This is a genomic window from Stenotrophomonas sp. Sm6012 (assembly GCF_030985895.1).
In the GTDB taxonomy this organism is placed as follows: domain Bacteria; phylum Pseudomonadota; class Gammaproteobacteria; order Xanthomonadales; family Xanthomonadaceae; genus Stenotrophomonas; species Stenotrophomonas forensis.
This window is the reverse complement of the sequence record NZ_JAPTFX010000059.1, coordinates 1-26,406: the sequence shown is the minus strand read 5'-3', so window position 1 is coordinate 26,406 and position 26,406 is coordinate 1. Positions and strand designations below refer to the sequence as shown.

The window sequence follows — 26,406 nt, the reverse complement described above, 5'->3', positions numbered from 1 at the left end:
GGCCGGAGCCGGGGCGTGCCCATGGAGAGGGACTTGGGCTCAGTACTGGGCGTTGAGGGTCAGGCCCGAGAAGGTGCTGTACGCCTTGACCCGCACATACCAGGTGCCGGCAGCGGGGCTGTTGATGGTGCAGGTTTCGCTGTTGCCACTCAGGTACGGGCGGCAGGTGTAGGTGGTATCGGTCGGGGCACTGCCCTGGCGCACGTAGAGGTCAGCATCACCGCTGCCGCCACTGATCGCCACGCGCAGCTGGGTGCTGCCAGCCGGAACCGCGACGGTGTAGTTCAGCTCGGCACCAGTCGCGGCGCCCAGGCCGGTCACCGGCACGTTGTTCTGCAGCACGTTGCCACCCGGGTTCGGCCCACCACCGTTGATTGCCGCAGCAACGGCGGCATCGGCGTTGACGATGCCCGCGCCACAACCACCCGAGCAGGCACCGGGCAGCGGACGTGCGGTGCTCTTGATGATGCTCTCGACCTGTGCCGGACTCAGCGGGCTGGGCGCCACCGACTGCATCAGTGCAACCACACCCGCCACGTGCGGCGCCGCCATCGAGGTGCCGTTGTAGGAGGCGTAGGTGGCGCTGCCCGGCGTGGTGGTGCCGGTGTTGAGGGTGGACAGGATGCTCTGGCCCGGGCCGGAGATGTCGATGCCGGCACCATAGTTGGAGAAGCTGGCACGCGCACCGGCCGAGGTGGTCGCGGCCACCGCGATCACGTTCGCACAGTTGGCCGGCACCGACGAGGACACGTTGGTGTTGCTGTTGCCAGCGGCCACCACCACCGTGGTGCCACGGCCGACCGCACCGTTGATTGCGTTCTGGTAGGTGGACGAGCAGCTGCCGCCGCCGCCCAGCGAGAGATTGATGACCTCGGCCGGATTGGCATTGGCCGGCACGCCACTGACGGTGCCACCGGAGGCCCACACGATCGCGTCGGCGATGTCGGAGGTGTAGCCGCCGCACTTGCCGAGCACGCGCACCGGCACGACCTTGGCATTGAACGCGGTGCCGGCCACGCCGGTGCTGTTGTTGGTCACCGCCGCCACCGTGCCGGCGACGTGGGTACCGTGCCAGCTGGAATTGGAAGCCGGAATGCCCGGGCCGCACTCGTTGGCGCCGTACCAGTCGCCTTCGTCGTTCGGATTGCTGTCGCGGCCACCACCGTCGCGCGCCATTGCTGCGTCGCTGATGAAGTCATAGCCGGGCAGGATGTTGGCGTTGAGATCGGGATGGTTGGTGATGCCGGTATCGATCACCGCCACCACGACGCCGGTGCCGGTCGCCTTGTCCCAGGCCGGCCGCACGTTGATCGAGGCGTTGGAGGTGCCGAAGCCCCACTGTTCGCTGAAGCGGGTGTCGTTCGGCGTCAGCGTTGCACGCATGATCTGGTCGACTTCGACGTATTCCACGTTCGGGTCGGCAGCGAGCTTGCGCATCAGCAGCTCGGATTCGGCCTGGTCGAGCGGACGATCGGTCCTGACCACGGTCGGGCCGACGGCCAGCTTGCGCACTTCCTGCAGGCCCAGCGCGCGGCCCTGGCTGCTGGCCAGGCCTGCGGCGGCACTCTTCAGCGAAGAGGCCAGTGCGGTGGTGTTGGCCACCGGCGCACTGCCGTCACGGTACTTCACGATGAAGCGCTGGTGCGTCGGCGCGGACTGCAGGCCGCTGAGCTGGACGTCACCGGCCAGCGCAGGCGTGGCCAGCAGCAGCGATGACAGAACGGACGCACCAAGGACCACCCACACTCGACGCACACGCGGTTGCGTTACCTGGGACATCGTATTTCCCTTTCTAGTGGTGTGAATGCCGGAATCGGCAGAAACACCGGCCCGAACCGTGGGCTGGCTTGCGTTGGCGAGGTTCGAAGTCCGGCGAGTCAGCGGATCCCCCTTTTGATCCGCCGTGCAGATGACGCTAATGACCAAAACCGGACACCACAAGATTTTCAGCGTCTTTTCAGCAAGATGAAATGTCTGATCTGAGACTTTACGGGTCAAGGGTTTGTGAAGGTGAAGGAACTTTCGCGCGCCCTGCACAGCCCTGACTGGGAGATGTCATGTCCACGCATGACTTTGCCGACATCGGCGTCCGCTCACCAACGGCGACGGCCGCCCGGCATCGCAACGGCCATCACGCATGTGCTTCAGGGAACAGCGCTACTGTGCCTGCGCACCACCGGCGGGACGAACATGCTGCCCCTTGACCGGCTCACCGCGCGCGACGGGCTGGCCATCGGCCAGGTAATCGGAGAACTGCGCCGGCAGCGCCGCGCCAACACCGAATACAGGCCCTGCCTGCAGCTGGTAGTGCAGGTGCGGCTCGGAGGAATTGCCGCTGTTGCCACAGTCAGCCAGACGCGCTCCGCTGCGGACCCTCTGCCCCGGTGCGACGCGCACGCTGCCCTGCCGCAGGTGCGCCAGCACCGAGTACTCGTCATTGCCGTGGTCGAGGATGACCCGGTTGCCGGTGAGCTGCGCCGCATTCATCTGGCCAGGCACGTTGTCGGCAACACTGTCGACCACCTCAACCACGGTGCCGTCGGCAGGCGCGAGGATCGGGCGACCGAAGCAGAAGTAGTCTTCATTGCGCAGCCCGTCGCCGCGGTGCGATCGCCCCTCGCGGACCATCAGCAGGTCCAGCGCGAAGCGCTGGCCGGCGTGGGCCGCATGGTAGTTCTGTTCGATGCTGCGCCCACCCCAGAACACGAAGAACTCGTCGGCGAACGGCAGTTGCAGCCGCGTGCGGGTGGTGTAGTCAAGGAACCGGCTGGCCGCAGCCTGTGGGGGCGAGGACTGTTCGGGGCGGATGTAGAAGCCGCTGATCCGCCCCTCGGCGTCGAGTGCCCACAGCACCTGGACGATGCCCGGGCGCTTTTCGAAACGAGCCTGGCGCAGATAGGTGTCGTTTCCGTCAGCGCTGCCAACCTTCTCGCTGACCACTTCCGTTTCCGCCCCCCAGCCGGAGATCACCTGCTCTCGCAGGGCCACCAGGTTCTGCCTGGACTGCAGCGCCGCCTGCATCTGCGGCGTCATCCGCTCCCACAGGGCGTCGATGTGTCCCTCGTAGAACTGCGTGGTCAACGCCGCCCCCTGCTGGCGCGGATCGCTCGTCGCGGCGCTGCCGCCGAAGGCTGGAAGGGCGAGAACCAGAACTGCAATCAGGCGTGGAAGCAATGTCATGTCAGGGCTCCTTGCGATCCGGAACGGGAATACCGGCGACGATTGCCGCCAGCTGCGTGCGGTACTCGGTAAGGGCCTGTCGCCCCACCGGCGTCAGCTGCAGGGTGGTCAGGGGACGCTTGCCCCGGAACGTCTTGTCGATGGCAACCAGCCCGGCCGCCTCGAGCTTGCTCAGATGGCTGGACAGGTTGCCCTTGCTCAGGCCACTGAGATGCTCGACGAAACCGAACTCGGCCGATTCGGCGCCGGCCAGGATCGACAGGATCAGCAGGCGTGCCGGTTCGTGGATCAGGCGATCAAGCTGCAGCAGCGTGCGGGCATCAGGCAATCTGCTCATTCGGGGTGTGCCCGCCCCGCCACGAACATGCGCATCTCGGCCTGCAGGCGGAGGAAGCGCTGGTGATCACGCCAGCCGACGACGATCAGCGCGATGGACGCCAGCGGGAACACGGCGGTGCTCGGCCCGAACCCATAGGTCTGCCCGGTGAAGGCCAGCGCGGCCTGGCACATCAGGAACACGCCCACGATGAACTCCAGGGGAGTACGCAGCCAACGCCACACCACCCAGGGCAGCATCGCCACCACCCCGAGGTAACCGAGTGCGCGCAGGTCCCAGGGCCGCTCCCCCATCGGGGCCAGGCGGGTCAGCACGCTGCCGACCACCAGCACGCTCACCAACGCGGTGAAGGCGATGAAGAATCGCTGGAAATTGCGCTCGACCGGCGTGACCTGCTCCTCGACCTGGCCCAGCCGCTGGTAGTAGCGACGCGCAAGCCACTGCTTGCCGACGATCCACAGCACGGGCATGGCGATCAGCACGATGCGCAGCGCCAGGGTGGTCGGCAACAGGACGCCGGCCAGGAAAGAGGCCAGGCAGGCAACGCCACCAGCCATCGCCGACAGGCCGCCGGCGCTTCGCGAGTACCGCGAGTATTCACGGGTCAGCGCCTGCAGGCGCGAGGAAGGGTCGATGACGGATGGCTGCTGCATGACATGCTCCATCGGGGGCGCTTGAATTAAGTTTGCACTGCAAACCTATTTGCGTCAACCAATTCCGGCAGCGATCCGGCGGCCCCATAACGCAGAAAGCCCGTCACGGGGGACGGGCTTTCCGGGAACGCGGTCGAGCCTGGCTCGACGCTACCGTTCACTGCGGGCAATCAACCCAGCTTGACCAGCCAGTTGTGGCGGTCCGGCAGACGGCCGTACTGGATGTCGGTCAGTTCCTTGCGCAGCGACATGGTCACTTCGCCGGCCGGCGCGTTGATGTCGCCGACCGAGAAGCCCTCGCCCTTCAACTGGCCAATCGGAGTGACCACCGCCGCAGTGCCGCAGGCGAACACTTCGCTGATCGCACCGGAGGCCACACCGTCCTTCCACTCGTCGATGCTGACCTTGCGCTCCTCGACCTTCATGCCGCGGTCGCGCGCCAGCTGCAGGATGCTCTCGCGGGTGATGCCCTCAAGGATGCTGCCGGACAGCTCCGGGGTGACCAGCGTGCCGTCCTTGTAGACCAGGAACACGTTCATGCCGCCCAGTTCTTCCAGGTACTTGCCTTCGACCGGGTCGAGGAACAGTACCTGCGAGCAGCCCTGGGCCTGCGCCTTCTGCTGCGGCAGCAGCGAGGCGGCGTAGTTGCCACCGCACTTGGCCGCACCGGTGCCGCCCTTGGCTGCACGCGCGTACTCGGTGGACAGCCAGATCGATACCGGGGCCACGCCCTTGGCGAAGTACGGGCCGGCCGGGCTGGCGATGACGTAGTAGCCGGCCTTGTGCGCGCCGCGCACGCCGAGGAAGGCTTCGTCGCCGATCATGAACGGACGGAAGTACAGGCTGGACTCGTCGGCCGACGGCACCCAGGCGCTGTCCACCGCGATCAGCTGCTTCAGCGATTCAACGAAGATCTCCACCGGCAGTTCCGGCAGCGCCAGGCGCTGCGCCGAACGCTGCAGGCGACGGCCGTTGGCATCCGGGCGGAAGGTCCAGATTGAACCGTCGGCGTGGCGGTAGGCCTTGATGCCTTCGAAGATTTCCTGGCCGTAGTGCAGCACGGCTGCAGCCGGGTCCAGCTGCAGCGGGCCGTAGGCGCGCACGTTGGCGTTGTGCCAGCCGGCATCCTTGTCCCAGCGCACTTCCACCATGTGATCGGTGAAGTGCAGGCCGAAGCCCGGCTTCTCCAGGATCTGGGCGCGCTCTTCAGCGCTGCGCGGGTGGTCCGAACGGGTGACGGCGAAGCTGGGAATGGACTGGGACACCGGAGATTTCCTGTTCTGGTTGCGGGTAGTGCCGGGCCCGCGTCGCTGCGGGCCGTGGGTCAAAGCATGCCGGTCTCGAGCCGCGCCGCTTCGGACATCATGTGCTGGTTCCACGGCGGGTCGAATACCAGCTCGACGTCGGCCTCGGCCACCGTCGGGATCATTTCGAGCTTGCTGCGCACATCATCGACCAGGATGTCACCCATGCCGCAGGCCGGTGCGGTCAGGGTCATCTTCACGTCGATCTCGCGCTGGCCTTCGTCCAGGTGCTTGATCTCGACCTCATAGACCAGGCCCAGTTCGACGATGTTCACCGGAATTTCCGGGTCGAAACAGGTGCGAAGCTGCTGCCACACCAGCTGTTCCACCTGTTCATCGGTGGCATCGGCGGGCAGCTCCAGCGGTGCCGGGGCCTCCTTGCCGATGGCGTCGCCGTCCTTGCCGGCGATGCGGAACAGGTTGCCCTCGACGAACACCGAATAACTGCCACCCAACGCCTGGGTGATGTACCCATAGCTGCCGGCGGGCAGGGTCACGGTATCGCCCTGCGGGACCATCACGGCCTCGCAATCGCGTTCGAAGTGGACAGGTTCGCTGCTACGGGAATACATGGGGACCGATATGGGGCCGTGGCCGAGGCCACGCAAGACGGCATTCTAGCCCAGCCGTCCTGCCACCGCCGGTGCACTGCGGCAAACCACAGTATCCTGTGGGCGATCTTCTGGGAGCTTCGATGTCCTCCAATGCCGCGCGTGCCAGGACCGTGACCTGGCTCTGGCCCTTCATGCTGTTGCTGGGCCTGGTTGTTGCTCCCCTTGCCTGGATGGTGCTGGCGCTGATGACCGGTCGGCAGGTCGGCTGGATGGCGGTACTGACCGCGCTGGAACTGGTGTTCATGCTGCGCATGGGCACGCTGGGGCCGGGCCGCCTGCGCATCGCGCTGGTCGTGCTGGGCACGCTGCTGGTCGCCGCCGTGGCCAACTGGACCATCGCCAGCGCCTGGATGGGCGGCTCGATCGGGCTGGGCCTGTGGGACGCCAGCCTGCGCATGGGTCCGCACCTGGCCTGGACCCTGATCACCCTGGCCAATGGCGCGATGGAATGGCTGTGGCTGGCCGTGGCCGTGATCGTCGGCGCCTGGCTGGCGCGCTGATCGTACCGGCAGGTAGTGCCGGCCGCTGGCCGGCAGAAGCGTGCGGACCAGGGTCCGCACCTACCGCCCCCGCGGATCCGACCCGGCTTTCAGTGCCCGCCGTCGAGCGCCTTCAGTTCACTTACCAGTGAGGCCGCCGCTTCAGCACCATCGCCGTACAGCATGCGGGTGTTGTCGGCGTAGAACAGCGCATTCTCGATCCCGGCAAAGCCGGTACCCTTGCCGCGCTTGATCACCACTACATTGCGCGCGTTGACCACGTCCAGCACCGGCATGCCGTAGATCGGGCTGGCCGGATCGGTACGCGCGACCGGATTGACCACGTCGTTGGCACCGATCACCAGCACCACGTCGGTGTTGGCGAACTCCGGGTTGATGTCATCCATGTCGGCGATCAGGTCATAGGGCACACCGGCCTCGGCCAGCAGCACGTTCATGTGCCCGGGCATGCGCCCGGCCACCGGATGGATGGCGAACTTCACCTTCACCCCGCGCTGGCCCAGCCGCTGCGCCAGTTCCCAGATCTTGTGCTGCGCCTGCGCGACCGCCATGCCATAGCCGGGCACGATCACCACGCGCTCGGCGAAGGCCATCATCGCGGCCACGTCGGCCGCTTCGATCGGCTTCTGCGAACCGGAGATCGCCTGCGCCTCGCCCCCGGCCCCGCCACCGAAGTTGGAGAACAGCACATTGCGGATCGGCCGGTTCATCGCCTTGGCCATCAACCGCGTCAGCAGGATGCCCGCCGCACCGACCATCATGCCGGCGATGATCAGCGCCTCGTTGCCCAGCACATAGCCTTCGAACGACACCGCCAGGCCGGTGAACGCGTTGTACAGCGAGATCACCACCGGCATGTCGGCGCCACCGATCGGCAGCGTCATCAACACGCCCAGCGCCAGCGCCAGCACGAAGAAGGCGACGATCGCCCAGGTGCTGAGCGTGGTGGCGGCGATGATCGCCAGCACCACCACCGCAAGCGCCACCACCAGGTTCATCACCTGCTGGCCCGGCCAGGTCACCCGCTTGTCGAGGCGGCCATCCAGCTTGGCCCAGGCGATCACCGAGCCGGACAGTGACACCGCGCCGATCGCCGCACCCACCACCGCCAGCAGCAACACCGTGCCCGACGGTTGGCGCGCGGCCAGGTCGGCCAGTGCCTGCTCGCTCCAGTGCGTGGTGTCACGGTGGGCCAGGAAGGCATAGCGCAGCAGCTCCACTGCGCCGATGGCCGCGGCCGAACCGCCACCCATGCCGTTGTACAGCGCCACCATCTGCGGCATGTCGGTGATGGCGACCTTGCCGGCCGACCACCAGGCCAGCCCCGCGCCGAGCAGCAGCGCCACCAGGATCAACGGCACGTTGTGCAGTTCGGGCAGGAAGAAGGTCGCCACCGTGGCCAGCAGCATGCCCAGCCCGGCCCAGCGGATACCGCTGCGTGCGGTCAGCGGCGAGGCCATGCGCTGCAGGCCCAGCAGGAACAGCGTAGCGGCGACGAGGTAGCTGGCCTTGACCAGCCAGTCGAGCAGTTCGACGGTGCTGATGTTCAAGCCTGCGGCTCCTTCGGTTCGTCCTTGCCGCCCTTGGGCGCGCTCGGCTTGAACATTTCCAGCATGCGCGCGGTGACCACGTAGCCGCCGGCGGCGTTGCCGGCGCCAAGCACCACGGCGAGGAAGCCCAGCGCTTTTTCCAGCGGCGTCTGCGCATGCCCCAGCACCACCATCGCACCGATCAGCACGATGCCGTGGATGAAGTTGGAACCCGACATCAGCGGGGTGTGCAGGATCACCGGCACCCGCGAAATGATCACGTGGCCGGCAATGGCCGCCAGCATGAAGATGTACAGCGCTACGAACCCGTCACTCACTGGCAACGCTCCCGCTCTGTCTTCGTCGGCCCATCATAACCACGGGCTGAACCCGGCGCGTACCCCGGGTCAACCGAAGCTGCGCTCACGCGTTGTCGATGGTGACCCCGAGCGAGGAACCGTACCCTGTGCTGGTGAGCAGCCCCGCCCCCCCGAGCGCCGAGACCGATGCCCTGCCGGCGTCGCTGGAAGCGTTCCTGGCCAGCGTCGGCCCGCGTGCGTTCCGCTTCGCCGAGGCCGGCCTGCGCCAGCGGGAAGACGCCATGGATGCGGTGCAGGACGCACTGATGCGCATGCTGGACTATGCCGACAAGCCGGCCGCCGAGTGGGCGCCGCTGTTCTGGAGCATCCTGCGCCGACGCGTGATCGACCTGCAGCGCCGGCGCCGCTTCCGCCTGCCGTTCTGGCGCGACAACCAGGACGCCGACGGGGGCGAGATCGACTGGGCCGACCCCGGCCCGGACCCGGCGCAGGCGCATGAGCAGCGCCAGCAGTACCAGCAGCTGGTGCAGGCACTGCGCACGCTGCCTGCGCGCCAGCGCGAGGCCTTCACCCTGCGCGTGCTGCAGGACCTGGACGGGGCCACCACCGCCCGCGCCATGGGCTGCAGCGAAGGCGCGGTAAAAACCCATCTGGCACGCGCCCGGCAGGCGCTGCAGGACTACCTGGAGACCCACCCGTGAACCGCTCCCTGCCTTCCGATGACACCCTGCGCAGCCTGCATGCGCAGTCGCTGCAGGCGCTGTCGCCGGCCACGCTGGCCCGGTTGCGCCTGGCCCGCCACGGCGCCACGGCGGCCCATCGCGGGCGCTGGCGCTGGTGGCTGGCCAGTGCCTGTTCGCTGGTGGTCGCGCTGGGTATCGGCCTGCAGTTCAGCGGCCACGGCCCCCTGGCGGGCCCGGCACCGGCTCCGGTGCTGGCCTCGGTGGAAGACAACAGCGCGCTGTACGACGAAAATCCCGACCTGTACCTGTGGCTGGGCGATACCGACCTGGCGATGGAGTGAAGCCATGCCCCGTTTGAACATCCTGCCGCTGTTGTTGAGCCTGTCACTGCTGCCGGCCGTCCCGGCGCTGGCGCAGAGCGCCGCGCACGCTCCTGCCGCGCGCGCCCTGCCGGCCGCGCCCCTGCCGGCGTGGGAACAGCTGAGTGAAGCCCAGCGCGAATCCCTGCTGGCACCGCTGCGCGACCGCTGGAACGGCGCCGATGCCGGCCAGCGCCAGCGCATGCTCTCGCATGGCCAGCGCTGGCAGTCGATGAGCCCGGAGGAGCGCGACAAGGCCCGTCGTGGCCTGCGCCGCTTCGAGCACATGAGCCCGGAACAGCGCGAACAGGCGCGTGCCCTGTTCGGGCAGATGCGCGACATGCCACCTGCGCAGCGCGAAGCCCTGCGTGAGCGCTGGTCGCAGATGACGCCGGAACAGCGCAAGGACTGGGTGCGCGACAACCCGCCGCCGGCGAAGCCACGGTAAGCCTTCGGGATAGCGGGGATCAGATCCCACGTCATTCACGACTGCCAGCGCGTCTTCGCCAGCAGTTCGTCTTCCCAATCGAAGCCGAGCTGGCCCTCGCGCACGAACAGCGCGACGAAGTTGAGCAGGTTGCGCGCATACATTTCGCTGGCCTGCGTCGCACCACGACTGGCCAGGCCCAGCGGGCCATCGATGGTCACCCCTTGATGCTCGATGCACTGCCCTGGCTGGGTCAGCGCGCAGTTGCCGCCGCTCTCTGCGGCCAGATCGACAATCACGCTGCCGGTGGCCATGCCCTCCACCATCACCGCGGTCACGATGGTCGGTGCCGGGCGCCCCGGCACTGCCGCCGTGCAGATCACCACATCGACGCCGCGCAGATGGTCGGCCAGGCGGCGCTGCTGTTCGGCGCGCTCCTCATCGGTGAGCGCGCGCGCATAGCCGCCCTCGCCGGCCGCGCTCACGCCCAGGTCGAGGAAGCGCGCACCCAGCGACTGGATCTGCTCGCGGGTTTCCGGGCGCACGTCGAAGCCCTCCACCTGCGCGCCGAGCCGGCGCGCGGTGGCAATCGCCTGCAACCCGGCCACGCCGGCACCGATCACCAGCACCTTGGCCGGCCGCACGGTACCGGCGGCGGTGGTCAGCATCGGGAAGAAGCGCGGCGCGCGTTCGGCGGCGATCAGCGCGGCCTTGTAGCCGGCCATGCCGGCCTGCGAACTGAGCACGTCCATCGCCTGCGCGCGGGTGGTGCGCGGCAGCTGCTGCAGCGGGAACAGGTGCAGACGATCGTCGGCAGCGAGTGCAGCCAGGGCCGGATCGCTGGCCGGGGTCAGCAACCCGACCACGCTGGCACCCGGCTTGAGCTTTTCCAGCACCCCCGCAGGCGGTGCCTGCACGCACAGCAGGATGTCGATCTCGCCCCAGCGCTGTGCATCGAACGCACGGGCACCGGCATCGTCATAGGCGGCATCGGTGAAACCCGCCGCCAGGCCGGCACCGCTTTCGTACCAGACGGTGATGCCCAGGGCACCGAGCTTGCGCGCGGTCTCCGGCGTCAGCGCCACACGCCGTTCGCCCGGCGCGGTCTCCTTGATCCCCAGCAACGCCACGGCCATGCAGGTCCCCGCTGATCGGTGAGTTTTCCCGATCCTAGCAGGCGGCCCCGCTCAATGCAGGGTGGCGCTGCCCGGGTCCAATCGATCGATCACACCCTGCATCGCGCTGTCGAAGGCGCCATCGTCAACGTGGGCACGCAGCCGGCCCAGCCGCACCATGACTGCCAGCTCTTCCGGCGAGGCCACGCAGAAGCGCACACCGCGGCGGTTCACGAACAGCAGGCGCGAAGAGATCGGGCTGACCCAGGACAACTTGCCGGCCTGGACCTTGCCGTCCTTGTCGACGAAGTCCAGCCAGTTGCCGATTTCCATGCGACGGAAGCGATCGGCGTCGGCATTGTCGAAGTCATCGGCATCGATCTGGCCTCCCAGTTCCACTGCCGGCGATTCGGCCACCGGCGGTGCCGGCAGTGCGACCTGCGGCAGCTCCGGCAGCGCGCGCTGCAGCTCCGGCCGGGACTCGGCAATGCCCTGCAGGGTGTCATGCAGGGCGTCGATGGCGCCGGTCGCCGCGTCGCCATGTACGCCGACACTGGCGAACACCTTGGCCAGCGCCGGCTGCCAGGCCTGCAGCCACGGCTTGCCGACGATCTGGCGGCGGGCCTCGGCCACTTCCTCCAGCAGGCCGTCGCCCAGGCCCAGGGCCTCGGCCACCGACGCGCCCTCCTCGCCCTCGCGCAGCAGCGCCAGGGTCAGGTGGTGCTGCCACGGCTGGCGCAGGAACTCGGCGATGGCCGGCGGCAAAGTGGCGTCACCGATACGGCGATCCAGCTCCGCCCCGGCACGGCTGCGGGCCATCTCCAGCTTTTCCTGGCCGCGCTGGGTCTCGGCGGCACGGCGCTCGGCGATTTCCACACGGCGGCGATGCTGCACCAGGAACTCGCGGAATTCTTCTTCCAGGGTCAGGAAGATCGCCAGGTTCTCGTTGAACTCGGCCACCAGGCGCTCGATGATTTCCTCGACCTTGGCCATCAGCATGCGCTCGGCCTGGCTCTCGCCGGTGTTGCCTTCGCAGGCCTCGGCCAGCGAATTGAGCAGCTTGCGGGCCGGGTGGGTCTTCTGCACGAACATGCGGCGGTCGAGCATCGCGACCTTGACGAACGGCACCACCAGGCGGCCGATCAGCTCGCGCGAGCGGCCTTCCAGTTCGCGCTCGTCCAGCATCACGTCGAACAGCATGCCGACCAGGTCGATCGCATCTTCGTCCTGCGGGTCCAGCCGGGTCTGGCCCGGATCGACGCCGAGGCGGGTGGCACTGGACAGCACCTCGCTCTTCAGGCGCTGCGCCAATGATTCACCATCCTCGCCGATCGCTGCACGCAGCGTCGCACTGGGCGTGGCCTGCAGCAGCGACAACACCGACATCATCTCGCGCTGGCTGAGCGGACGCTGCTGGCCGATCGCCACCTGCGCGGCCGACGTCGCATCCTCGCGTACGTGGCGGGTCTGCTGCAGCAGTTCGTGCAGCGCTTCCAGCAGCATGCCCTGCTGGCCGGCGTAGGCCTCGCCAGTCCCGCTGTCTTCGCCCGGCAGGTGCTGCTGCATGTGGCCACGCCGCTCGGACCAGCGCGCGGCAAAGCGCTGTGCCCAGGCCGGCGCGGCCTGTTCGTCATCGCCGAACTCAGTGTCGAAGCCCGCGCCCTGCCGCTGTTCCACCAGGTCGTCCAGGGCCGAGGCCATGCGCGGGTCGGGCGCGGCCGACGGCGGACGCCGTGGCGCCCCCATCTGCGACATCACGCCGGCCGCAGCCAGTTGTTCGTCGAGCTTTTCGTAGATGCGGCCGACCGGTGCGCGCAGGTCACGCTCGCACAGCTTGATCAGCACCAGGTGCACTTCCGGGGCCAGTTCACAGCCGGCAAAGGCTTCGTGGATGGCGACACCCAGGTGCTCGGGGCTGATCGGGTTGTGATCGGCATCCAGCTCGCTGCCACCGATCAGCCGGCCCAGGCGGCGGTCGAGCCGCGCCAGAACCGGTTTGAAGTCACGCAGCAGCACGGTGGCGAAGTTGCGCACCGCCAGCCGCGATTCCAGCACATGTTCCGCCAACAGGCTCAGGCCGTCCTCGGCCGGGCCGGACAGGGTCGTTTCGGCCGACAGCGGTTCACCGCTGGCCAGCGCCTCCCAGGCCCGCTGCAGATGGCCGGCAAAGGCGGCCGCGATATCCTCGCGGCGGCGGCGCAGTTCACGCATCGCATCCAGGAACAGCAGCTGCGACGAACCGGCATTGCCGGCCCGGTCGAACAGCGCATCGTCGAACCGCGCCAGTGCGGCCCCGAAGGCCTGGCACAGCGCCGGCAGGACCATGTCCCGGGCACGCTGGAGCTGGGCCGGGTCACGCCCCGGCGATCCCATCGGTGTGGGCACGCTCATCATTCGGGAAGGCTCCCCACCTTCTCTGGTACGACAGACAGCATGGACATCGCGACGGCCGGCACACCCCATGCACCGGTACGTCGATGGTAGGCCGGCCAGCCCGTCACGGACAGTGAAACAGTCCTCACTTCAAACCTCATGACCGGCGGCCCGGCAAGATAGATATCGTAAGCCGTGCAAGGCCTGCGAGGCGAGGGGAAGCGGCCGTCCGTTTCCCGCCAGTGGCATGACGTTCATCACAGTTTGATATTCAAAGGCCGGACGCGACACAAACGGCGTCGTTGACCACCCCGACTATAATCAAACACCCGTGATGACCGGTTCAGACTCCATGCTCGACCCCGCCGCCCTGCTTGCCCTGGATGCCCGCCGCTCAGTGCCCTCGCGGCAGCTCGGCGAGCCCGGACCGGACCCGGCCACCCTGCAGCGGATGCTGGCTTCGGCGGTGCGCGTGCCCGACCACGGCAAGCGCGTGCCGTTCCGCTTCCTGAAGATCGCCGGCGATGCACGTCACACTCTGGGCGACTTCCTGGTCGAACGCAGCCGCCAGCGCGACCCGCATGCCGGCGAGGCGGTATTCGAGAAGGACCGCCAGCGCTTCAGCCACGCGCCGCTGGTGATCGTGGTGGTGGCCAGCCCGCGCCCGGACCCGAAGGTGCCCGAGCAGGAGCAGCTGATGACCGCCGGCTGCGTCTGCTTCGCCCTGCTGCAGGCGGCACAGGCGCTGGGCTTCGGCGCCCAGTGGCTGACCGCGTGGATGGCGTTCGACCCCGCCGTGCAGGCCCACCTGGGCCTGGCCGCGGGCGAAAGCATCGCGGGTTTCATCCACATCGGTACTCCGAAGGCCGAGGTTCCCGAGCGCGAGCGCCCCGACCCTGCGGCGCTGCTGCGCGACTGGACGCCGCCAGCATGACCCTGCCGGCACCGGCGCCCTCGCTGTACCTGGTTGATGCCAGCATCTACGTGTTCCGCGCCTGGCACTCGCTGCCGGACCAGTTCCAGGATGCACAGGGCTGGCCGACCAACGCCGTGCACGGCTTTGCCCGCTTCCTGCTGGACCTGCTTGAGCGCGAGCGCCCGCGGCACATCGCCATCGCCTTCGACGAAGCGCTGGACAGCGGCTTCCGCCACCGCCTGTACGCGGCCTACAAGGCCAACCGCGACCCGGCCCCGGAAGCACTGAAGCGCCAGTTCGTGCACTGCAAGGCACTTTGCGCCGCGCTGGGCCTGGTGGTGCTGGCCCACCATGACTACGAGGCCGATGACCTGATCGGCAGCGCCCTGCACCAGCACCGGCACAGCCATCGTGGCGTGATCATTTCCGCCGACAAGGACCTGTCGCAGCTGCTGCTCGAACACGACGAGCAGTGGGACTACGCGCGCAACCAGCGCTGGGACGTGGCCGGCGTCAAGGCGCGGCATGGCGTGCATGCACACCAGATCGCCGACTACCTGGCGCTGTGCGGCGATGCGGTGGACAACATTCCCGGCGTCAGTGGTGTCGGCAGCAAGTCCGCCGCCGTGCTGCTGGCGCACTTCGGCAGCATGGATGCGCTGTACGAACGCCTGGACGAAGTGCCGTTCCTGCGCCTGCGCGGCGCCGCGCAGATGGCGGTGCGCCTGCGCGAGCAGCGCGAGCACGCCCTGCTGTGGCGCCAGCTGACCACCATCGCGCTGGATGCGCCGCTGGAAGGCAGCCAGCCCGGACTGCTGCGCCAGGCCGCCGACCCGGAGCTGCTCGGTGGCCTGTGCCAGACCCTGCGTTTCGGCCCGATGACCCGCCGCCGGCTGTTCGATGCCGCCGGCCTGGCCGACCCTCTTCCCATCCACAGCGAGCCCGCATGAGCCAGCGCACTACCGAAGCCCCGCGTGTCGTCTATGAAGGCAAGTACCAGCGCATGCTGGTGCGCGGCACCTGGGAATACAGCGAACGTACCCATGCCGGTGGCCTGGCGGCGATCATCATCGCCGTCACCCCCGAGGACAAGGTGCTGTTCGTCGAACAGTTCCGCGTGCCACTGCAGGCACCCACCATCGAGATGCCGGCCGGCCTGGTCGGCGACATCCATGCCGGCGAGTCGATCGAAGTCTCGGCCGTGCGCGAGCTGGAAGAGGAAACCGGCTGGACCGCCGATCACGCCGAAGTGCTGATGATCGGCCCGACCTCCTCCGGTGCCAGCAGCGAGAAGATCGCCTTCGTACGCGCCACCGGCCTGCGCCGGATCGGCGAAGGCGGCGGCGATGACAGCGAGGACATCACCGTGCACGAGATTCCGCGCGCGCAGGCCGCGGCATGGCTGGTGCAGAAGATGGGCGAAGGCTACGAGCTGGATGCCAAGCTGTGGGCCGGCCTGTGGATGATCGAGCACCACCTGGACGGGCGCGCGCGTGGCTGACGCCGATCTGCACGCGCTGCCGGCGTTGCTGGGTGCCGACGACCCGGCGCTCTACACGATCCACCAGCCGCAGGGCGCCTCGCCGTTCCTGCTGCTGGCCGACCACGCCGGCCAGCAGGTGCCGCGTGCCCTTGCCGGCCTGGGCTTGCCGCAGGCCGAACTGGACCGCCACATCGGCTGGGACATCGGCATTGCCGGCACCACCCGCGCATTGGCCGAACGGCTCGATGCCTGGGCGATCGAACAGACCTATTCGCGGCTGCTGATCGACTGCAACCGCCCGCTGGCCTCGCCCACGCTGATCCCGGAAGTGAGCGACCACACCAGGGTGCCGGGCAACGCCGGGCTGTCGGCGGCGCAGCGGCAGCAGCGCATCGATGCGATCCACGCGCCCTACCACGCACGCATCGACGCCGAACTGGACGCACGCCGCAATGCCGGCCGCCCCACCCTGCTGGTGATGATGCACAGCTTCACCCCGGTGATGAACGGCATGCAGCGGCCGTGGCAGGCCGGCGTGCTGTACCACCAGGACACGCGCTTTGCGCATGCACTGCTGCAGGCGCTGCGCGACGAAGGCGACCTGGTGGTGGGTGACAACGAACCGTACTCGGTGAGCAGCACCAGTGACTACGCGGTGCCGGTGCATGGCGAAGGCCGCGGCCTGGTGCATGTGGAACTGGAAGTCCGCCAGGACCTGATTGCCGATGCCGGCGGACAGCAGGCATGGGCGGAGCGGCTGGCGCGGATCTTCAGCGCGTTGCAGCCGCAGTTGCTGGCCCTGGCATGACCCTATCCACGCATGGCGTGGATCTACCCCACGGCGGGTAGTGCCGGCCGCTGGCCGGCAACGTCAGGGTAGTGAGATCAACGCGTTTGCCGGCCAGCGGCCGGCACGACCGCTACCGCTGCCGGGCGCAGGCCCAGCGCGATCACCACGCCGAGCATGGCGAACAGCGCGGCGCCGTACTGTGCATTGACCATGCCCTGCAGGGCATCGGGACTGGTTGCTGCCTGCGTGCCGCGCGCGGCGTTGGCGACCATCACCAGTACCGCCAGTCCCAACGCGCCGCCGATCTGCTGTGCGGTGGCGGCCATGCCAGATGCCACACCCTGCTGCGGCCCCGGCACGCCCTGCCCGGCCACGATCCACATCGCCGTCCAGCTCATGCCCTGGCCCACGCTGAGCACCACGATGCCCGGCAGCAGCGGCCAGTAGCCGGCGCCATGCGGCATCGCCAGCGCCACCGCAGCGATACCGATGGCGCCGGCGGCGAATCCCCAGGCCAGTACATGCCGTGGCGAACGCCACCGCAGCATGCGTTCGGCAATACGGATGCCGAAGGTGCACACCAGTGTCGGCAGCAGGAAGGCCATCCCGGCCTGCAGCGGGCTCCAGCCGTAGCCGTCCTGGAAGTACAGCGCCAGGAAGTAGTACTGCACGCCATAGCTGCTCATGAACGCGAAGGTCAGGCCGAGGGCCGCACGCAGGCCAGGCAGGCGCAACAGCGAAAACTGCATCAGCGGGTCACGGCTGCGCTTTTCGATCTGTACGAACACCGTCAACAGTACGGCTGAAAGCAGCAGGCAGATGAGCGTGGGCGGTGCCGTCCAGCCCCACTCCGGGCCTTGCACCAGGGTGGTGACCAGCAGGCTGCCGCCGGCAGTGACGGTGAGGCAACCGGCCAGGTCGAATGAACGGCCCTGCACCCGTGCGCCATCGGCCGGCAGCCACGCGCCGGCCGCGACCGCGCACGCCGTGGCCAGGGGAACGATCACCGCCAGCACCGCCGGCCAACCGAACGCCTGGGTCAGCACCCCGCCCAGCAACGTGCCCAACGCCAACCCGACCGCGCTGGCCATGCTCCAGATCGCCAACGCGCGGTTGCGCACCGGGCCTTCCGCGTACAGCGTGTTGATCAGCGCCAGCGTGGCCGGGAACAACAATGCAGCGCCGATGCCCTGCGCCGCGCGCGCGATGATCAGCAGGGTGGCGTTCGGCGCCAGCGCGCCCAGCAGCGAGGCCAGCGCGAACAACAGCATGCCCAGCCGGTAGAAACGGCGGCGGCCGATCAGGTCGGCGGCGCGCCCACCCAGCAGCAGGCTGCCGCCGAAGGCCACGGTGTAGGCACTGACCACCCATTGCAGCTGCTGCGCGTTGATCTGCAACGCGCGGCCCATGTCATGCAGGGCGACGAAGATGATGGTGGCATCCAGGGCGATGATCAGCTGGGCAGTGGCCAGCAGGGTCAGCGCCCAGCGCGGGTACTTGAGGGGAGGCATCGGCAGTCTGGCGCGGTGGGGGAGCGCAGTCTCATTGATGCAGCCGAATCAATAAACCCCCAATCCACCATATCTGTCATGATTTTCGGCATGAATGAAGCCCCGATGGACCTCAATGCCGTGCGCATGCTGGTACAGGTGGCCGAGGCACGCAGCTTCACCGTCGCTGCCGGCCAGCTCGGCCTGAGCCAGTCCGGGCTGTCGCGCGCGATCAGCCGGCTGGAAGCCACGCTGGGGGTGAAGCTGCTGCAGCGGAACACCCGCAACGTGGCACTGACCCCGGATGGCCGCCAGTTCGTCGATCAGGTCTCGCCCCTGCTGGCCGGCCTCGACGACGCCGAGCGGCAACTGGCCGACCGCCCGTGCACACCCTCGGGCACGTTGAAGATCAGCGCACCGTCGATGTTCGGGCGCAAGGTGCTGGTGCCGCTGCTGGCGCCGCTGCTGCAGCAGCATCCGCAGCTGCAGGTGGAGGCTGTGCTCAGCGATCGTCTGGTCGACCTGGTCGAAGAAGGGTTCGATGCCGCACTGCGCACCGGCGTCATCGCCGACCAACGCATCGTCGCGCGTCCCCTGCGTCCGCTGCGCTGGGTGACCGTGGCCAGCCCGCAGTACGTGGAGCGCTGTGGCTCGCCGCTCGATGTGGCCGCGCTGCAGGATCATGCCTGCCTGGCGGTGCGCAACCTGCGTAGCGGCCGCCTGGTGGATTGGCAGTTCCTGCAGGACGGGCAACTGCGTGAGTTCACCCCACCAACGCGGATGGTGTTCGACAGCGGTGATCCGCTGGTGGAAGCGGCGATCGCCGGCATCGGCATCGTGCAGGTGATGGATTTCGCGGTGGCCGACGCGCTGGCCGATGGCCGCCTGCAACGCGTGCTGCAGCCGTTCGAAGGCCGCAGCCGTGCGTTGTCGTTGATCTACCCGCCTTCGCGCCAGCACTCACCGAAGCTGCAGATACTGGCCGACGCGCTGCTGGCCGGGGAGTGGTAGCGCTGGCCGCTGGCCGGCGCCTCCAGGAATTCAACCGTCTCAGGTTTGCCGGCCAGCGGCCGGCACTGCCGATCAGGCAAAACCATCGGTGGCGCGCACCAGCGCGTCCACATTCTCCGCTTCGAACGCCGAGTGGCCCGAGGCCGGGGTGATTTCCAGCTTCGCCTTCGGCCAGACCTTGGTCAGGTCCCAGGCATTGGCCAGCGGGCAGACCACGTCGTAGCGGCCGTGCACGATCACACCCGGGATGTCGGCGATGCGGTGCGCGTCGCGCAGCAGCTGGTCTTCCACCTCGAAGAAGCCACCATTGACGAAGTAGTGGTTCTCGATGCGGGCGAAGGCCAGGGCGAAATGCGGGTCTTCGTGGCTGTTGATGAAGTCATCATCGACGTGCAGGAAGCTGGTCGCGCCTTCCCACACCGCCCACGCCTTGGCCGCTTCCAGCCGCGTGGTTTCGTCGTCGCTGGTCAGGCGGCGGTGGAAGGCCGAGATCAGGTCGTGGCGCTCGACGGCCGGAATCGGCTTCAGGTAATGCTCCCACGCATCCGGGAACAGGCGGTTGGCGCCTTCCTGGTAGAACCACTCCAGTTCCCAGCGGCGCAGCATGAAGATGCCGCGCAGCACCAGTTCGGTCACGCGCTGCGGGTGGGTTTGGGCATAGGCCAGGGCCAGGGTCGAGCCCCAGCTGCCGCCGAACACCTGCCAGCGATCGACCTTCAGGTGCTCGCGCAGTTTTTCGATATCGGCAACCAGGTCCCAGGTGGTGTTGTCCACCAGGTCGGCGTGCGGGGTGGATCGGCCGGCACCGCGCTGGTCGAACAGGATGATGCGGTACTTGGCCGGGTCGTGGAACTGGCGCATCTTGTCGCTGCAGCCGCCGCCCGGACCACCGTGCAGCATCACCACCGGCTTGCCGTCCGGGTTGCCGCACTGTTCGAAGTACAGCGTGTGGCGGTCGTCGACCTTCAGGGTGCCGACGTCGTAAGGGGTGATGGCGGGGTACAGCGTACGCATGCTTGCAGCTCCAGGGTGATGCCCTGCCGGGGCAGGAGAACCCCCATTCTAGGCCGGTCGCCGGCCGAGGGTGATGCGGTCGCGCTGCTCCAGGTCCCGCACGGTCTTCACGTCGGCGAATGCTGCCGCCTCGAACAGCGCGCGGATCGCTTCGCCCTGGTCCCAGCCATGTTCGATCAGCAGCCAGCCGCCGGGCAGCAGGTGCGCCTGGCCGCCGTCGACGATGCGGCGGATGTCATCCAGGCCATCCACGCCAGAGGCCAGCGCGGTAGCCGGTTCGAAGCGCAGGTCGCCCTGCTGCAGATGCGGATCGTCACTGGCGATGTACGGCGGGTTGCTGGCGATCAGGTCGAAGCGCGCGCCCTGCAGCGGCGCGTACCAGTCATGCCCGCCCTCGGCGAAGCGCACGTTGTGCAGTTCATGGCGCGCGGCGTTGCGCGCGGCTACCGCCAGTGCACCCGCACTGGCATCGGTGGCCAGCACCTGCGCCTGCGGCCGTTCGCTGGCCAGCGCCAGCGCGATCGCGCCGCTGCCGGTACCGAGGTCGGCCAGCTGCAGCGGGCCGTCCAGTGGCAGGCGATCCAGCGCCAGTTCCACCAGCAGTTCGGTTTCCGGGCGCGGAATCAGCGTGGCCGGATCGACGTCGAGGTCCAGCGTCCAGAAACCGCGGCGGCCGGTCAGGTAGGCCACAGGCTCACCGGCCACGCGACGCGCCAGCAGCGCTTCGAAGGTGGCGAGTTCAGCGGCGGGCAGCGGATCGGTAGCGTGTGCGAACAGCCAGCTGCGCGGGCGCTCCAGCACGTGCAGCAGCAGCAGTTCGGCCTCATGGCGGGCCTCGATGCCGCCCAGGCGGGCACTGGCCTCGGCCACGACCTGGCGCAGGGAGGGTTCGGTTTTGACGGACATGCCGCAATTGTAGAGTCGAGCTTGCTCGACTGCTTTTGATTGAGATGACGGGCGGGTCCGGGAAAGCCGTCGAGCAAGCTCGACGCTACGGAACGCCGGAATCCGTTCAGGTTCTAGCGGACGGGATAAGGAAGAGCTATCGGCCGCCTTCACCCGCCAGGGAAGATTTTCCTTGTCACACAGGCACTTGCAGGATGGATGCGGTCAGGTTCAGTGCCTGCTCATTGCGTTTTGATAGACTCCATCTATCAAATAGATGCAATCAATGGATTGTTCTTATCGATGGCGAATCGGTAACCTAGCTCCTGTCGATTCACCCACTCCCCTTCACCCAGAGGAATAACGATGTCCCTGATCAACACCCAGATCCAGCCGTTCGAAGCCAACGCTTACCTGAATGGCGAGTTCATCAAGGTTTCCGACAGCACCCTGAAGGGCCAGTGGTCGGTCCTGATCTTCATGCCGGCCGCCTTCACCTTCAACTGCCCGACCGAGATCGAAGACGCTGCTGACCATTACGCCGAGTTCAAGAAGGCCGGCGCCGAGGTCTACATCGTCACCACCGACACCCACTTCTCGCACAAGGTGTGGCACGAAACCTCGCCGGCCGTCGGCAAGGCCCAGTTCCCGCTGGTCGGCGACCCGACCCACCAGCTGACCAACGCCTTCGGCGTGCACATTCCGGAAGAAGGCCTGGCCCTGCGCGGCACCTTCATCATCAACCCGGAAGGCGTGATCAAGACCCTGGAGATCCACTCCAACGAGATCGCCCGTGACGTCTCCGAGACCCTGCGCAAGCTGAAGGCTGCCCAGTTCACCGCCGCCAACCCGAACCAGGTGTGCCCGGCCAAGTGGAAGGAAGGCGAGAAGACCCTGACCCCGTCGCTGGACCTGGTCGGCAAGATCTAAGGCAGTACCGGCCTGCCGTGGCCCCACGCCCCGGCGCGCCCTTCATCCCCGTGCCGGTCCCCCCGCCGGCGTGGGGGTGAACCCAAGACAGCCAATGCTCGCCCGCCTTGGCCAGCCAGCCCCTTCCACGGTCGCTGTCTTGGGTTCACCCCTACCCCCTGCTGGTCCGCTACCTTCTACAGCGGTGCCACGCCCCCTGTTTGCCTGAAGCCAGGAGATGACCCGATGTTGGACGCCAACCTGCAGTCGCAGCTGAAGACCTATCTGGAGCGCGTGACCCGCCCGATCCAGATCACCGCGCACGCCGACGACGGCGCCAAGTCGCAGGAGATGCTGGAACTGCTGCAGACCCTGGAAAGCCTGTCGGACAAGATCTCGTTGCAGGTGCTGCGCGACGGCCAGGGCCGCGTGCCGTCCTTCGACCTTGGCACCCCGGGCCAGGACATCCACCTGACCTTCGCCGGCCTGCCGATGGGCCATGAGTTCACCTCGCTGGTGCTGGCCCTGCTGCAGGTCGGCGGCCACCCGTCCAAGGCCACCGCCGAGCTGATCGAGCAGGTGCAGAACCTGGAGGGCGACTTCAAGTTCGAAACCTACTTCTCGCTGTCCTGCCAGAACTGCCCGGACGTGGTGCAGGCGCTGAACCTGGCCGCCGTGCTCAACCCGCGCATCCAGCACGTGGCCATCGACGGCGCCCTGTTCCAGAACGAAGTCGAGAAGCGCGAGATCATGTCGGTGCCGACCGTGTACCTCAACGGTGAAGTGTTCGACCAGGGCCGCATGACCCTGGAGCAGATCGTCGCCAAGCTGGACACCAATGCCAGCAAGCGCGATGCCGAGAAGATCGCCGCCAAGGATGCCTTCGACGTGCTGGTGGTCGGCGGTGGCCCGGCGGGTGCGGCCGCAGCGATCTACGCCGCGCGCAAGGGCATCCGCACCGGTATTGCCGCCGAGCGTTTCGGTGGCCAGGTGCTGGACACCATGGCGATCGAGAACTTCATCTCGGTGAAGGAGACCGAAGGCCCGAAGCTGGCCACGGCGCTGGAGCAGCACGTGCGCGAGTACGACGTGGACATCATGAACCTGCAGCGCGCCAGCGCGCTGGTGCCGGCCGGTGAAGACGGCCTGGTGCAGGTGCAGCTGGAGAACGGCGCGGTGCTGAAGTCGCGTTCGGTGATCCTGTCCACCGGCGCGCGCTGGCGGCAGATGAACGTGCCGGGCGAAGACCAGTACCGCAACAAGGGCGTGGCCTACTGCCCGCATTGCGATGGCCCGTTGTTCAAGGGCAAGCGCGTGGCGGTGATCGGCGGCGGCAACTCCGGCGTCGAGGCGGCCATCGATCTGGCCGGCATCGTGTCGCATGTAACCCTGCTGGAATTCGATTCCAGCCTGCGCGCCGACGAAGTGCTGCAGAAGAAGCTGCGCAGCCTGGCCAACGTGACCGTGCTGACCAGCGCGCAGACCACCGAAGTGCTGGGTGACGGCAGCCGCGTCACCGGCCTTGTCTACAAGGAACGCGTCGGCGGCGATGCCCACCGCGTCGAGCTGGAAGGCATCTTCGTGCAGATCGGCCTGCTGCCCAACACCGAGTGGTTGAAGGACACCGTGGCACTTTCGCCACGTGGCGAGATCGTCATCGATGACCGTGGCCAAACCAACCTGCCGGGCGTGTTCGCCGCAGGCGATTGCACCACGGTACCCTACAAGCAGATCATCATCGCCATGGGCGCTGGCTCGACCGCCGCACTGAGCGCGTTCGACCACCTGATCCGCTCGTCGGTGAGCAACAGCAGCGGTGCCGTTGCTGAAGCGGCCTGATCCACCGTTCCCAGATCACCGGGAACATTGTCTGCCTGCCGGGTAACCAAGCCGTCAGCCGGTCCGTTACCCCTGGGGTGTAAGGATGAACCTACGTGATCTGAAGTACCTGGTAGCCCTGGCCGACCACAAGCATTTCGGCCGGGCTGCCGCCTCCTGCTTCGTCAGCCAGCCCACGCTGTCGACGCAGATCCGCAAGCTGGAAGAAGAGCTGGGCCTGCCGCTGGTGGAACGCGCGCCGCGCAAGGTGATGCTGACCCCGGCCGGGCAGGAAGCCGCGGCCCGCGCACGGGTGATCGTGTCCGAAGTGGAGCAACTGAAGGAAGCGGCACGACGCAGCCGCGATCCGGAAGCCGGTACGGTGCGCCTGGGGATCTTCCCGACCCTGGGCCCGTACCTGCTGCCGCATGTGATCCCGCGCATCCGCGAACGCTTCCCGGAGCTGGAGCTGCTGCTGGTCGAGGAAAAGAGCGACGTGCTGCTGGACCGCCTGCGCGAAGGCAAGCTCGATGCCGCGCTGCTGGCGCTGCCGGTGATCGACGACCAGCTGCATGCCGAGTTCCTGTTCGAGGAGCCGTTCCTGCTGGCCGTGTCCGGGCGCCATCCGCTGGCCCGCCGCGAACACCTGGACGTGCAGGAGCTGGCCACGCAGAAGCTGCTGCTGCTGGAAGACGGCCATTGCCTGCGCGACCAGGCGCTGGAAGTGTGTCGACTGTTCGGCGCCAACGAGAAATCCGAGTTCCGCGCCACCAGCCTGGAAACCCTGCGGCAGATGGTCGCCGCCGACGTCGGCATCACCCTGCTTCCCAGCCTGTCGGTGCAGCCGCCGGTGCCGCGCTCGAACAACATCCGCCTGCTCGACTTCACCGGCGAAGGTCGTCCCAGCCGCCGCATCGCCATGATCTGGCGCCGCAGCTCGGCGATGAATGGCTTCCTGATGGAGCTGGCCGACCAGTTCAAGCGGCTGCCGCATGCACTGTTCACCCTCGACGCGGTGAATGCCGCCGGCGACGACGCCAATGCATTGCCCGGCCCCGCGCTGAACGGCTGAGCCCCCGCAGCATTGGTCCGGAATCGGCAGGAGTCGATTCCGGTCGCATTTGTCCCCACAATACAGACAGGCGGCGCCAGCGGGTGCCGCCTTTTGCATGGTTTTCAACCAAGGAGCGTCACCATGAACACCGCCAGCGGCCTGCCGCCGTCGATCACTGTTTCCACCTTCGACATGGACCGCCTGGAGGCCATGCTCGACTCCCCTTCGCTGAGCCAGACGCCTGCCGCGCTCGCGCTTGCTGAAGAACTCAACCGGGCCACCGTGCTGGCGCCGGACCAGATTCCCGAAGGCATCGTCATGATGCATTCGCGCGTGGAATGCGAAGATGAAGTGGCGGGCGAAAAACACGTCCTGACCCTGGTCTTCCCCCGCGAAGCCAACGTCGATGAAGGCAAGGTTTCCGTGCTGGCCCCGGTCGGCAGTGCCCTGCTCGGCCTGGCCATCGGCCAGAGCATCGACTGGAATGCGCCCGGCGGCCGCAAGCTGCGCCTGCGCGTGACCGCGGTCCACAACGACCGCCCCTGATTACCGCTGCGCACCGCGCGCGATTCGATCCCCCTGCACCAGGAGCCGTAATGAGTACCCCGTCCAAACTGTCCCAGCTGCGCGAACTGTCCGTGGTCGTTGCCGATACCGGTGACTACGACGCGATCAAGCGCCTGCAGCCGGTGGATTGCACCACCAACCCGACCCTGGTGAAGAAGGCGCTGGACCTGCCGGTCTACGCCGAACTGATCGAACGCGAACTGGCCTGGGGCCGCCAGCAGAGCGGTGACCGCGAAGCCGTGGTGCACGCCGTGGCCGACCGCCTGACCATCGGCGTCGGTGCGTTGCTGAGCACGCTGGTGCCGGGCCGCGTGTCCACCGAAGTGGACGCCGACCAGGCCCACGATACCGCCGCGACCGTGGCCAAGGCCCGCCAGTTCATCCAGATGTACGCCGATGCCGGCGTGCCGCGCGAGAAGATCCTGATCAAGATCGCTGCGACCTGGGAAGGCGTGGAAGCCGCGCGCATCCTGCAGGCCGAGGGCATCGACTGCAACCTGACCCTGATCTTCAACCCGACCCAGGCGCTGGCCTGCAGCGAAGCCGGCGCGTTCCTGATCTCGCCGTTCGTCGGCCGCATCCTGGACTGGTACGTGGCCAACGGCCAGGCCCCGGCCAGCATCGATGAAGACCCGGGCGTGAAGTTCGTGCGCGGCGTGTATGCCGAGTTCAAGCGCCGCGGTTCGCCGACGGTGGTGATGGGCGCCTCGTTCCGTTCGACCGCGCAGATCGAAGCGCTGGCCGGCTGCGACCGCCTGACCATTTCGCCGGACCTGCTGGAGAAGCTGGACGCCGACCATGGCGAGCTGCCGCGCAAGCTGGTGGCCGGTGCCGCCGACGGCGCAGCGGTGACCCCGATCGACGCAGCGAAGTTCGCCGCCGACCTGGCCGCCGATCCGATGGCGACCGAGAAGCTGGCGACTGGTATCGATGCGTTTGCCAAGGATCTGCAGGCGCTGCGCGAGCGCATTCGTTCGGAACTGTGATTCCGGCGAACGGCTGAGCCCCACGTGGCGGGTCGGTTGGTCGCGAAAGGCATGAAGCAACAGCCGTGCTGGGTCGGGCGGGTTGGGTT

At 67.7% G+C, this 26,406-nt stretch carries 27 protein-coding genes; 14 read left to right on the top strand and 13 right to left on the bottom strand.

Annotated elements, in window-relative coordinates; all coding sequences use genetic code 11:
• Positions 1 to 39 precede the first annotated feature (39 nt).
• The 6 genes from O0J73_RS12025 to sufT form a co-directional block, all read right to left on the bottom strand.
• Positions 40 to 1,779, bottom strand: coding sequence for a S8 family peptidase (locus O0J73_RS12025; RefSeq protein WP_004154346.1), 1,740 nt, complete (start codon positions 1,777 to 1,779; stop codon positions 40 to 42).
• A 378-nt stretch (positions 1,780 to 2,157) separates the two neighbouring features.
• Positions 2,158 to 3,180: a M23 family metallopeptidase gene (locus O0J73_RS12020; protein WP_308308780.1), complete on the bottom strand. Its 1,023-nt coding sequence runs from the start codon at positions 3,178 to 3,180 to the stop codon at positions 2,158 to 2,160.
• 1 nt (position 3,181) lies between these two features.
• Entirely contained in the window at positions 3,182 to 3,517 is a 336-nt protein-coding gene (locus tag O0J73_RS12015; RefSeq protein ID WP_004154344.1) for a transcriptional regulator, read from the bottom strand.
• Positions 3,514 to 4,170, bottom strand: a complete 657-nt coding sequence (locus O0J73_RS12010; protein WP_004154342.1) for a hypothetical protein — start codon at positions 4,168 to 4,170, stop codon at positions 3,514 to 3,516. The genes O0J73_RS12015 and O0J73_RS12010 overlap by 4 nt, the downstream gene beginning before the upstream one ends.
• A gap of 170 nt (positions 4,171 to 4,340) precedes the next feature.
• A complete protein-coding gene (locus O0J73_RS12005) occupies positions 4,341 to 5,435 on the bottom strand; it encodes a branched-chain amino acid aminotransferase (protein WP_004154341.1) in 1,095 nt (364 codons plus the stop codon).
• A 59-nt stretch (positions 5,436 to 5,494) separates the two neighbouring features.
• Positions 5,495 to 6,046, bottom strand: a complete 552-nt coding sequence (gene sufT / locus O0J73_RS12000; RefSeq protein WP_004144911.1) for a putative Fe-S cluster assembly protein SufT — start codon at positions 6,044 to 6,046, stop codon at positions 5,495 to 5,497.
• Positions 6,047 to 6,168: 122 nt separating this feature from the next.
• Here sufT and O0J73_RS11995 point away from each other — a divergent pair, with 122 nt between their 5' ends.
• On the top strand, positions 6,169 to 6,588 hold the full coding sequence (locus O0J73_RS11995; protein WP_049457537.1) for a hypothetical protein: 420 nt from the start codon (positions 6,169 to 6,171) through the stop codon (positions 6,586 to 6,588).
• 89 nt (positions 6,589 to 6,677) lie between these two features.
• Here the strand turns inward: O0J73_RS11995 and O0J73_RS11990 are convergent, their stop codons facing one another.
• Together O0J73_RS11990 and O0J73_RS11985 are read right to left on the bottom strand one after the other, a co-directional pair.
• Positions 6,678 to 8,138: an NAD(P)(+) transhydrogenase (Re/Si-specific) subunit beta gene (locus O0J73_RS11990; protein ID WP_004154337.1), complete on the bottom strand. Its 1,461-nt coding sequence runs from the start codon at positions 8,136 to 8,138 to the stop codon at positions 6,678 to 6,680.
• Positions 8,135 to 8,455 carry an NAD(P) transhydrogenase subunit alpha gene (locus tag O0J73_RS11985; RefSeq protein ID WP_005408173.1) on the bottom strand — a complete coding sequence of 107 codons (321 nt, stop codon included), beginning with the start codon at positions 8,453 to 8,455 and terminating at the stop codon, positions 8,135 to 8,137. The genes O0J73_RS11990 and O0J73_RS11985 overlap by 4 nt, the downstream gene beginning before the upstream one ends.
• Positions 8,456 to 8,553: 98 nt before the next feature.
• On the opposite strand from O0J73_RS11985, the gene O0J73_RS11980 reads away from it, so the two are divergent.
• From O0J73_RS11980 to O0J73_RS11970, 3 genes are read left to right on the top strand one after another with little or no spacing between them, the layout of a single operon-like run.
• Entirely contained in the window at positions 8,554 to 9,138 is a 585-nt protein-coding gene (locus O0J73_RS11980) for an RNA polymerase sigma factor (RefSeq protein WP_308308779.1), read from the top strand.
• Positions 9,135 to 9,461: a hypothetical protein gene (locus O0J73_RS11975; protein ID WP_197564572.1), complete on the top strand. Its 327-nt coding sequence runs from the start codon at positions 9,135 to 9,137 to the stop codon at positions 9,459 to 9,461. The genes O0J73_RS11980 and O0J73_RS11975 overlap by 4 nt, the downstream gene beginning before the upstream one ends.
• A 4-nt stretch (positions 9,462 to 9,465) precedes the next feature.
• Positions 9,466 to 9,927 (top strand): DUF3106 domain-containing protein, encoded by a 462-nt coding sequence (locus O0J73_RS11970; RefSeq protein WP_197564573.1) that lies wholly within the window; start codon positions 9,466 to 9,468, stop codon positions 9,925 to 9,927.
• 35 nt (positions 9,928 to 9,962) lie between these two features.
• On the opposite strand, the gene O0J73_RS11965 is transcribed toward O0J73_RS11970, so the two are convergent.
• Positions 9,963 to 11,042: an NAD(P) transhydrogenase subunit alpha gene (locus tag O0J73_RS11965; protein WP_004154332.1), complete on the bottom strand. Its 1,080-nt coding sequence runs from the start codon at positions 11,040 to 11,042 to the stop codon at positions 9,963 to 9,965.
• 51 nt (positions 11,043 to 11,093) lie between these two features.
• A complete protein-coding gene (locus O0J73_RS11960) occupies positions 11,094 to 13,415 on the bottom strand; it encodes a DUF1631 domain-containing protein (protein WP_308308778.1) in 2,322 nt (773 codons plus the stop codon).
• Positions 13,416 to 13,746: 331 nt separating this feature from the next.
• Here O0J73_RS11960 and O0J73_RS11955 point away from each other — a divergent pair, with 331 nt between their 5' ends.
• The 4 genes from O0J73_RS11955 to O0J73_RS11940 are packed head-to-tail and all read left to right on the top strand — an operon-like array spanning position 13,747 to position 16,601.
• Complete coding sequence (locus O0J73_RS11955) at positions 13,747 to 14,328, top strand: nitroreductase (RefSeq protein ID WP_308308777.1); 582 nt, start codon at positions 13,747 to 13,749, stop codon at positions 14,326 to 14,328.
• Positions 14,325 to 15,260 carry a 5'-3' exonuclease H3TH domain-containing protein gene (locus O0J73_RS11950; protein ID WP_308308776.1) on the top strand — a complete coding sequence of 312 codons (936 nt, stop codon included), beginning with the start codon at positions 14,325 to 14,327 and terminating at the stop codon, positions 15,258 to 15,260. Before O0J73_RS11955 ends, O0J73_RS11950 begins: the two co-directional genes overlap by 4 nt.
• Positions 15,257 to 15,811: an NUDIX hydrolase gene (locus O0J73_RS11945; protein ID WP_308308775.1), complete on the top strand. Its 555-nt coding sequence runs from the start codon at positions 15,257 to 15,259 to the stop codon at positions 15,809 to 15,811. The genes O0J73_RS11950 and O0J73_RS11945 overlap by 4 nt, the downstream gene beginning before the upstream one ends.
• Positions 15,804 to 16,601: an N-formylglutamate amidohydrolase gene (locus O0J73_RS11940; RefSeq protein ID WP_308308774.1), complete on the top strand. Its 798-nt coding sequence runs from the start codon at positions 15,804 to 15,806 to the stop codon at positions 16,599 to 16,601. The genes O0J73_RS11945 and O0J73_RS11940 overlap by 8 nt, the downstream gene beginning before the upstream one ends.
• A gap of 77 nt (positions 16,602 to 16,678) precedes the next feature.
• Here O0J73_RS11940 and O0J73_RS11935 read toward each other — a convergent pair whose 3' ends face one another.
• Complete coding sequence (locus O0J73_RS11935) at positions 16,679 to 18,094, bottom strand: MFS transporter (RefSeq protein ID WP_308308773.1); 1,416 nt, start codon at positions 18,092 to 18,094, stop codon at positions 16,679 to 16,681.
• 105 nt (positions 18,095 to 18,199) lie between these two features.
• Here O0J73_RS11935 and O0J73_RS11930 point away from each other — a divergent pair, with 105 nt between their 5' ends.
• Positions 18,200 to 19,084 (top strand): LysR family transcriptional regulator, encoded by an 885-nt coding sequence (locus O0J73_RS11930; RefSeq protein WP_308308781.1) that lies wholly within the window; start codon positions 18,200 to 18,202, stop codon positions 19,082 to 19,084.
• A gap of 72 nt (positions 19,085 to 19,156) precedes the next feature.
• Here the strand turns inward: O0J73_RS11930 and pip are convergent, their stop codons facing one another.
• Positions 19,157 to 20,098 (bottom strand): prolyl aminopeptidase, encoded by a 942-nt coding sequence (pip, locus tag O0J73_RS11925; protein ID WP_004154323.1) that lies wholly within the window; start codon positions 20,096 to 20,098, stop codon positions 19,157 to 19,159.
• A gap of 48 nt (positions 20,099 to 20,146) precedes the next feature.
• A complete protein-coding gene (prmC, locus tag O0J73_RS11920) occupies positions 20,147 to 21,004 on the bottom strand; it encodes a peptide chain release factor N(5)-glutamine methyltransferase (RefSeq protein ID WP_308308772.1) in 858 nt (285 codons plus the stop codon).
• Between the two features lie 345 nt (positions 21,005 to 21,349).
• Here prmC and ahpC point away from each other — a divergent pair, with 345 nt between their 5' ends.
• The 5 genes from ahpC to O0J73_RS11895 all read left to right on the top strand — a co-directional run bounded on the left by ahpC (position 21,350) and on the right by O0J73_RS11895 (position 26,317).
• Positions 21,350 to 21,913, top strand: a complete 564-nt coding sequence (gene ahpC / locus O0J73_RS11915; protein ID WP_004144811.1) for an alkyl hydroperoxide reductase subunit C — start codon at positions 21,350 to 21,352, stop codon at positions 21,911 to 21,913.
• Between the two features lie 225 nt (positions 21,914 to 22,138).
• Entirely contained in the window at positions 22,139 to 23,731 is a 1,593-nt protein-coding gene (gene ahpF / locus O0J73_RS11910; RefSeq protein ID WP_308308771.1) for an alkyl hydroperoxide reductase subunit F, read from the top strand.
• A gap of 85 nt (positions 23,732 to 23,816) precedes the next feature.
• The gene (locus O0J73_RS11905; RefSeq protein WP_004154319.1) at positions 23,817 to 24,782 is read left to right on the top strand and encodes a LysR substrate-binding domain-containing protein; all 966 of its coding nucleotides are present in this window, start codon (positions 23,817 to 23,819) and stop codon (positions 24,780 to 24,782) included.
• Positions 24,783 to 24,905: 123 nt separating this feature from the next.
• A complete protein-coding gene (gene rnk, locus O0J73_RS11900; RefSeq protein ID WP_308308770.1) occupies positions 24,906 to 25,310 on the top strand; it encodes a nucleoside diphosphate kinase regulator in 405 nt (134 codons plus the stop codon).
• A 50-nt stretch (positions 25,311 to 25,360) separates the two neighbouring features.
• Positions 25,361 to 26,317, top strand: coding sequence for a transaldolase (locus O0J73_RS11895; RefSeq protein WP_004154316.1), 957 nt, complete (start codon positions 25,361 to 25,363; stop codon positions 26,315 to 26,317).
• Positions 26,318 to 26,406 lie beyond the last annotated feature (89 nt).

Coding starts and splice junctions, on each gene's coding strand:
- O0J73_RS11895 (WP_004154316.1), top strand. CDS start 25,361: ATGAGTACCCCGTCCAAACTGTCCCAGCTGCGCGAACTGTCCGTGGTC.
- O0J73_RS11945 (WP_308308775.1), top strand. CDS start 15,257: ATGAGCCAGCGCACTACCGAAGCCCCGCGTGTCGTCTATGAAGGCAAG.
- O0J73_RS12025 (WP_004154346.1), bottom strand. CDS start 1,779: ATGTCCCAGGTAACGCAACCGCGTGTGCGTCGAGTGTGGGTGGTCCTT.
- O0J73_RS11965 (WP_004154332.1), bottom strand. CDS start 11,042: ATGGCCGTGGCGTTGCTGGGGATCAAGGAGACCGCGCCGGGCGAACGG.
- ahpF (WP_308308771.1), top strand. CDS start 22,139: ATGTTGGACGCCAACCTGCAGTCGCAGCTGAAGACCTATCTGGAGCGC.
- O0J73_RS11980 (WP_308308779.1), top strand. CDS start 8,554: ATGGTGACCCCGAGCGAGGAACCGTACCCTGTGCTGGTGAGCAGCCCC.
- O0J73_RS11950 (WP_308308776.1), top strand. CDS start 14,325: ATGACCCTGCCGGCACCGGCGCCCTCGCTGTACCTGGTTGATGCCAGC.
- O0J73_RS11960 (WP_308308778.1), bottom strand. CDS start 13,415: ATGATGAGCGTGCCCACACCGATGGGATCGCCGGGGCGTGACCCGGCC.
- rnk (WP_308308770.1), top strand. CDS start 24,906: ATGAACACCGCCAGCGGCCTGCCGCCGTCGATCACTGTTTCCACCTTC.
- O0J73_RS12010 (WP_004154342.1), bottom strand. CDS start 4,170: ATGCAGCAGCCATCCGTCATCGACCCTTCCTCGCGCCTGCAGGCGCTG.
- O0J73_RS12020 (WP_308308780.1), bottom strand. CDS start 3,180: ATGACATTGCTTCCACGCCTGATTGCAGTTCTGGTTCTCGCCCTTCCA.
- O0J73_RS11995 (WP_049457537.1), top strand. CDS start 6,169: ATGTCCTCCAATGCCGCGCGTGCCAGGACCGTGACCTGGCTCTGGCCC.
- O0J73_RS11905 (WP_004154319.1), top strand. CDS start 23,817: ATGAACCTACGTGATCTGAAGTACCTGGTAGCCCTGGCCGACCACAAG.
- O0J73_RS11930 (WP_308308781.1), top strand. CDS start 18,200: ATGGACCTCAATGCCGTGCGCATGCTGGTACAGGTGGCCGAGGCACGC.
- prmC (WP_308308772.1), bottom strand. CDS start 21,004: ATGTCCGTCAAAACCGAACCCTCCCTGCGCCAGGTCGTGGCCGAGGCC.
- ahpC (WP_004144811.1), top strand. CDS start 21,350: ATGTCCCTGATCAACACCCAGATCCAGCCGTTCGAAGCCAACGCTTAC.
- O0J73_RS11955 (WP_308308777.1), top strand. CDS start 13,747: ATGCTCGACCCCGCCGCCCTGCTTGCCCTGGATGCCCGCCGCTCAGTG.
- sufT (WP_004144911.1), bottom strand. CDS start 6,046: ATGTATTCCCGTAGCAGCGAACCTGTCCACTTCGAACGCGATTGCGAG.
- O0J73_RS12015 (WP_004154344.1), bottom strand. CDS start 3,517: ATGAGCAGATTGCCTGATGCCCGCACGCTGCTGCAGCTTGATCGCCTG.
- pip (WP_004154323.1), bottom strand. CDS start 20,098: ATGCGTACGCTGTACCCCGCCATCACCCCTTACGACGTCGGCACCCTG.
- O0J73_RS11970 (WP_197564573.1), top strand. CDS start 9,466: ATGCCCCGTTTGAACATCCTGCCGCTGTTGTTGAGCCTGTCACTGCTG.
- O0J73_RS11935 (WP_308308773.1), bottom strand. CDS start 18,094: ATGCCTCCCCTCAAGTACCCGCGCTGGGCGCTGACCCTGCTGGCCACT.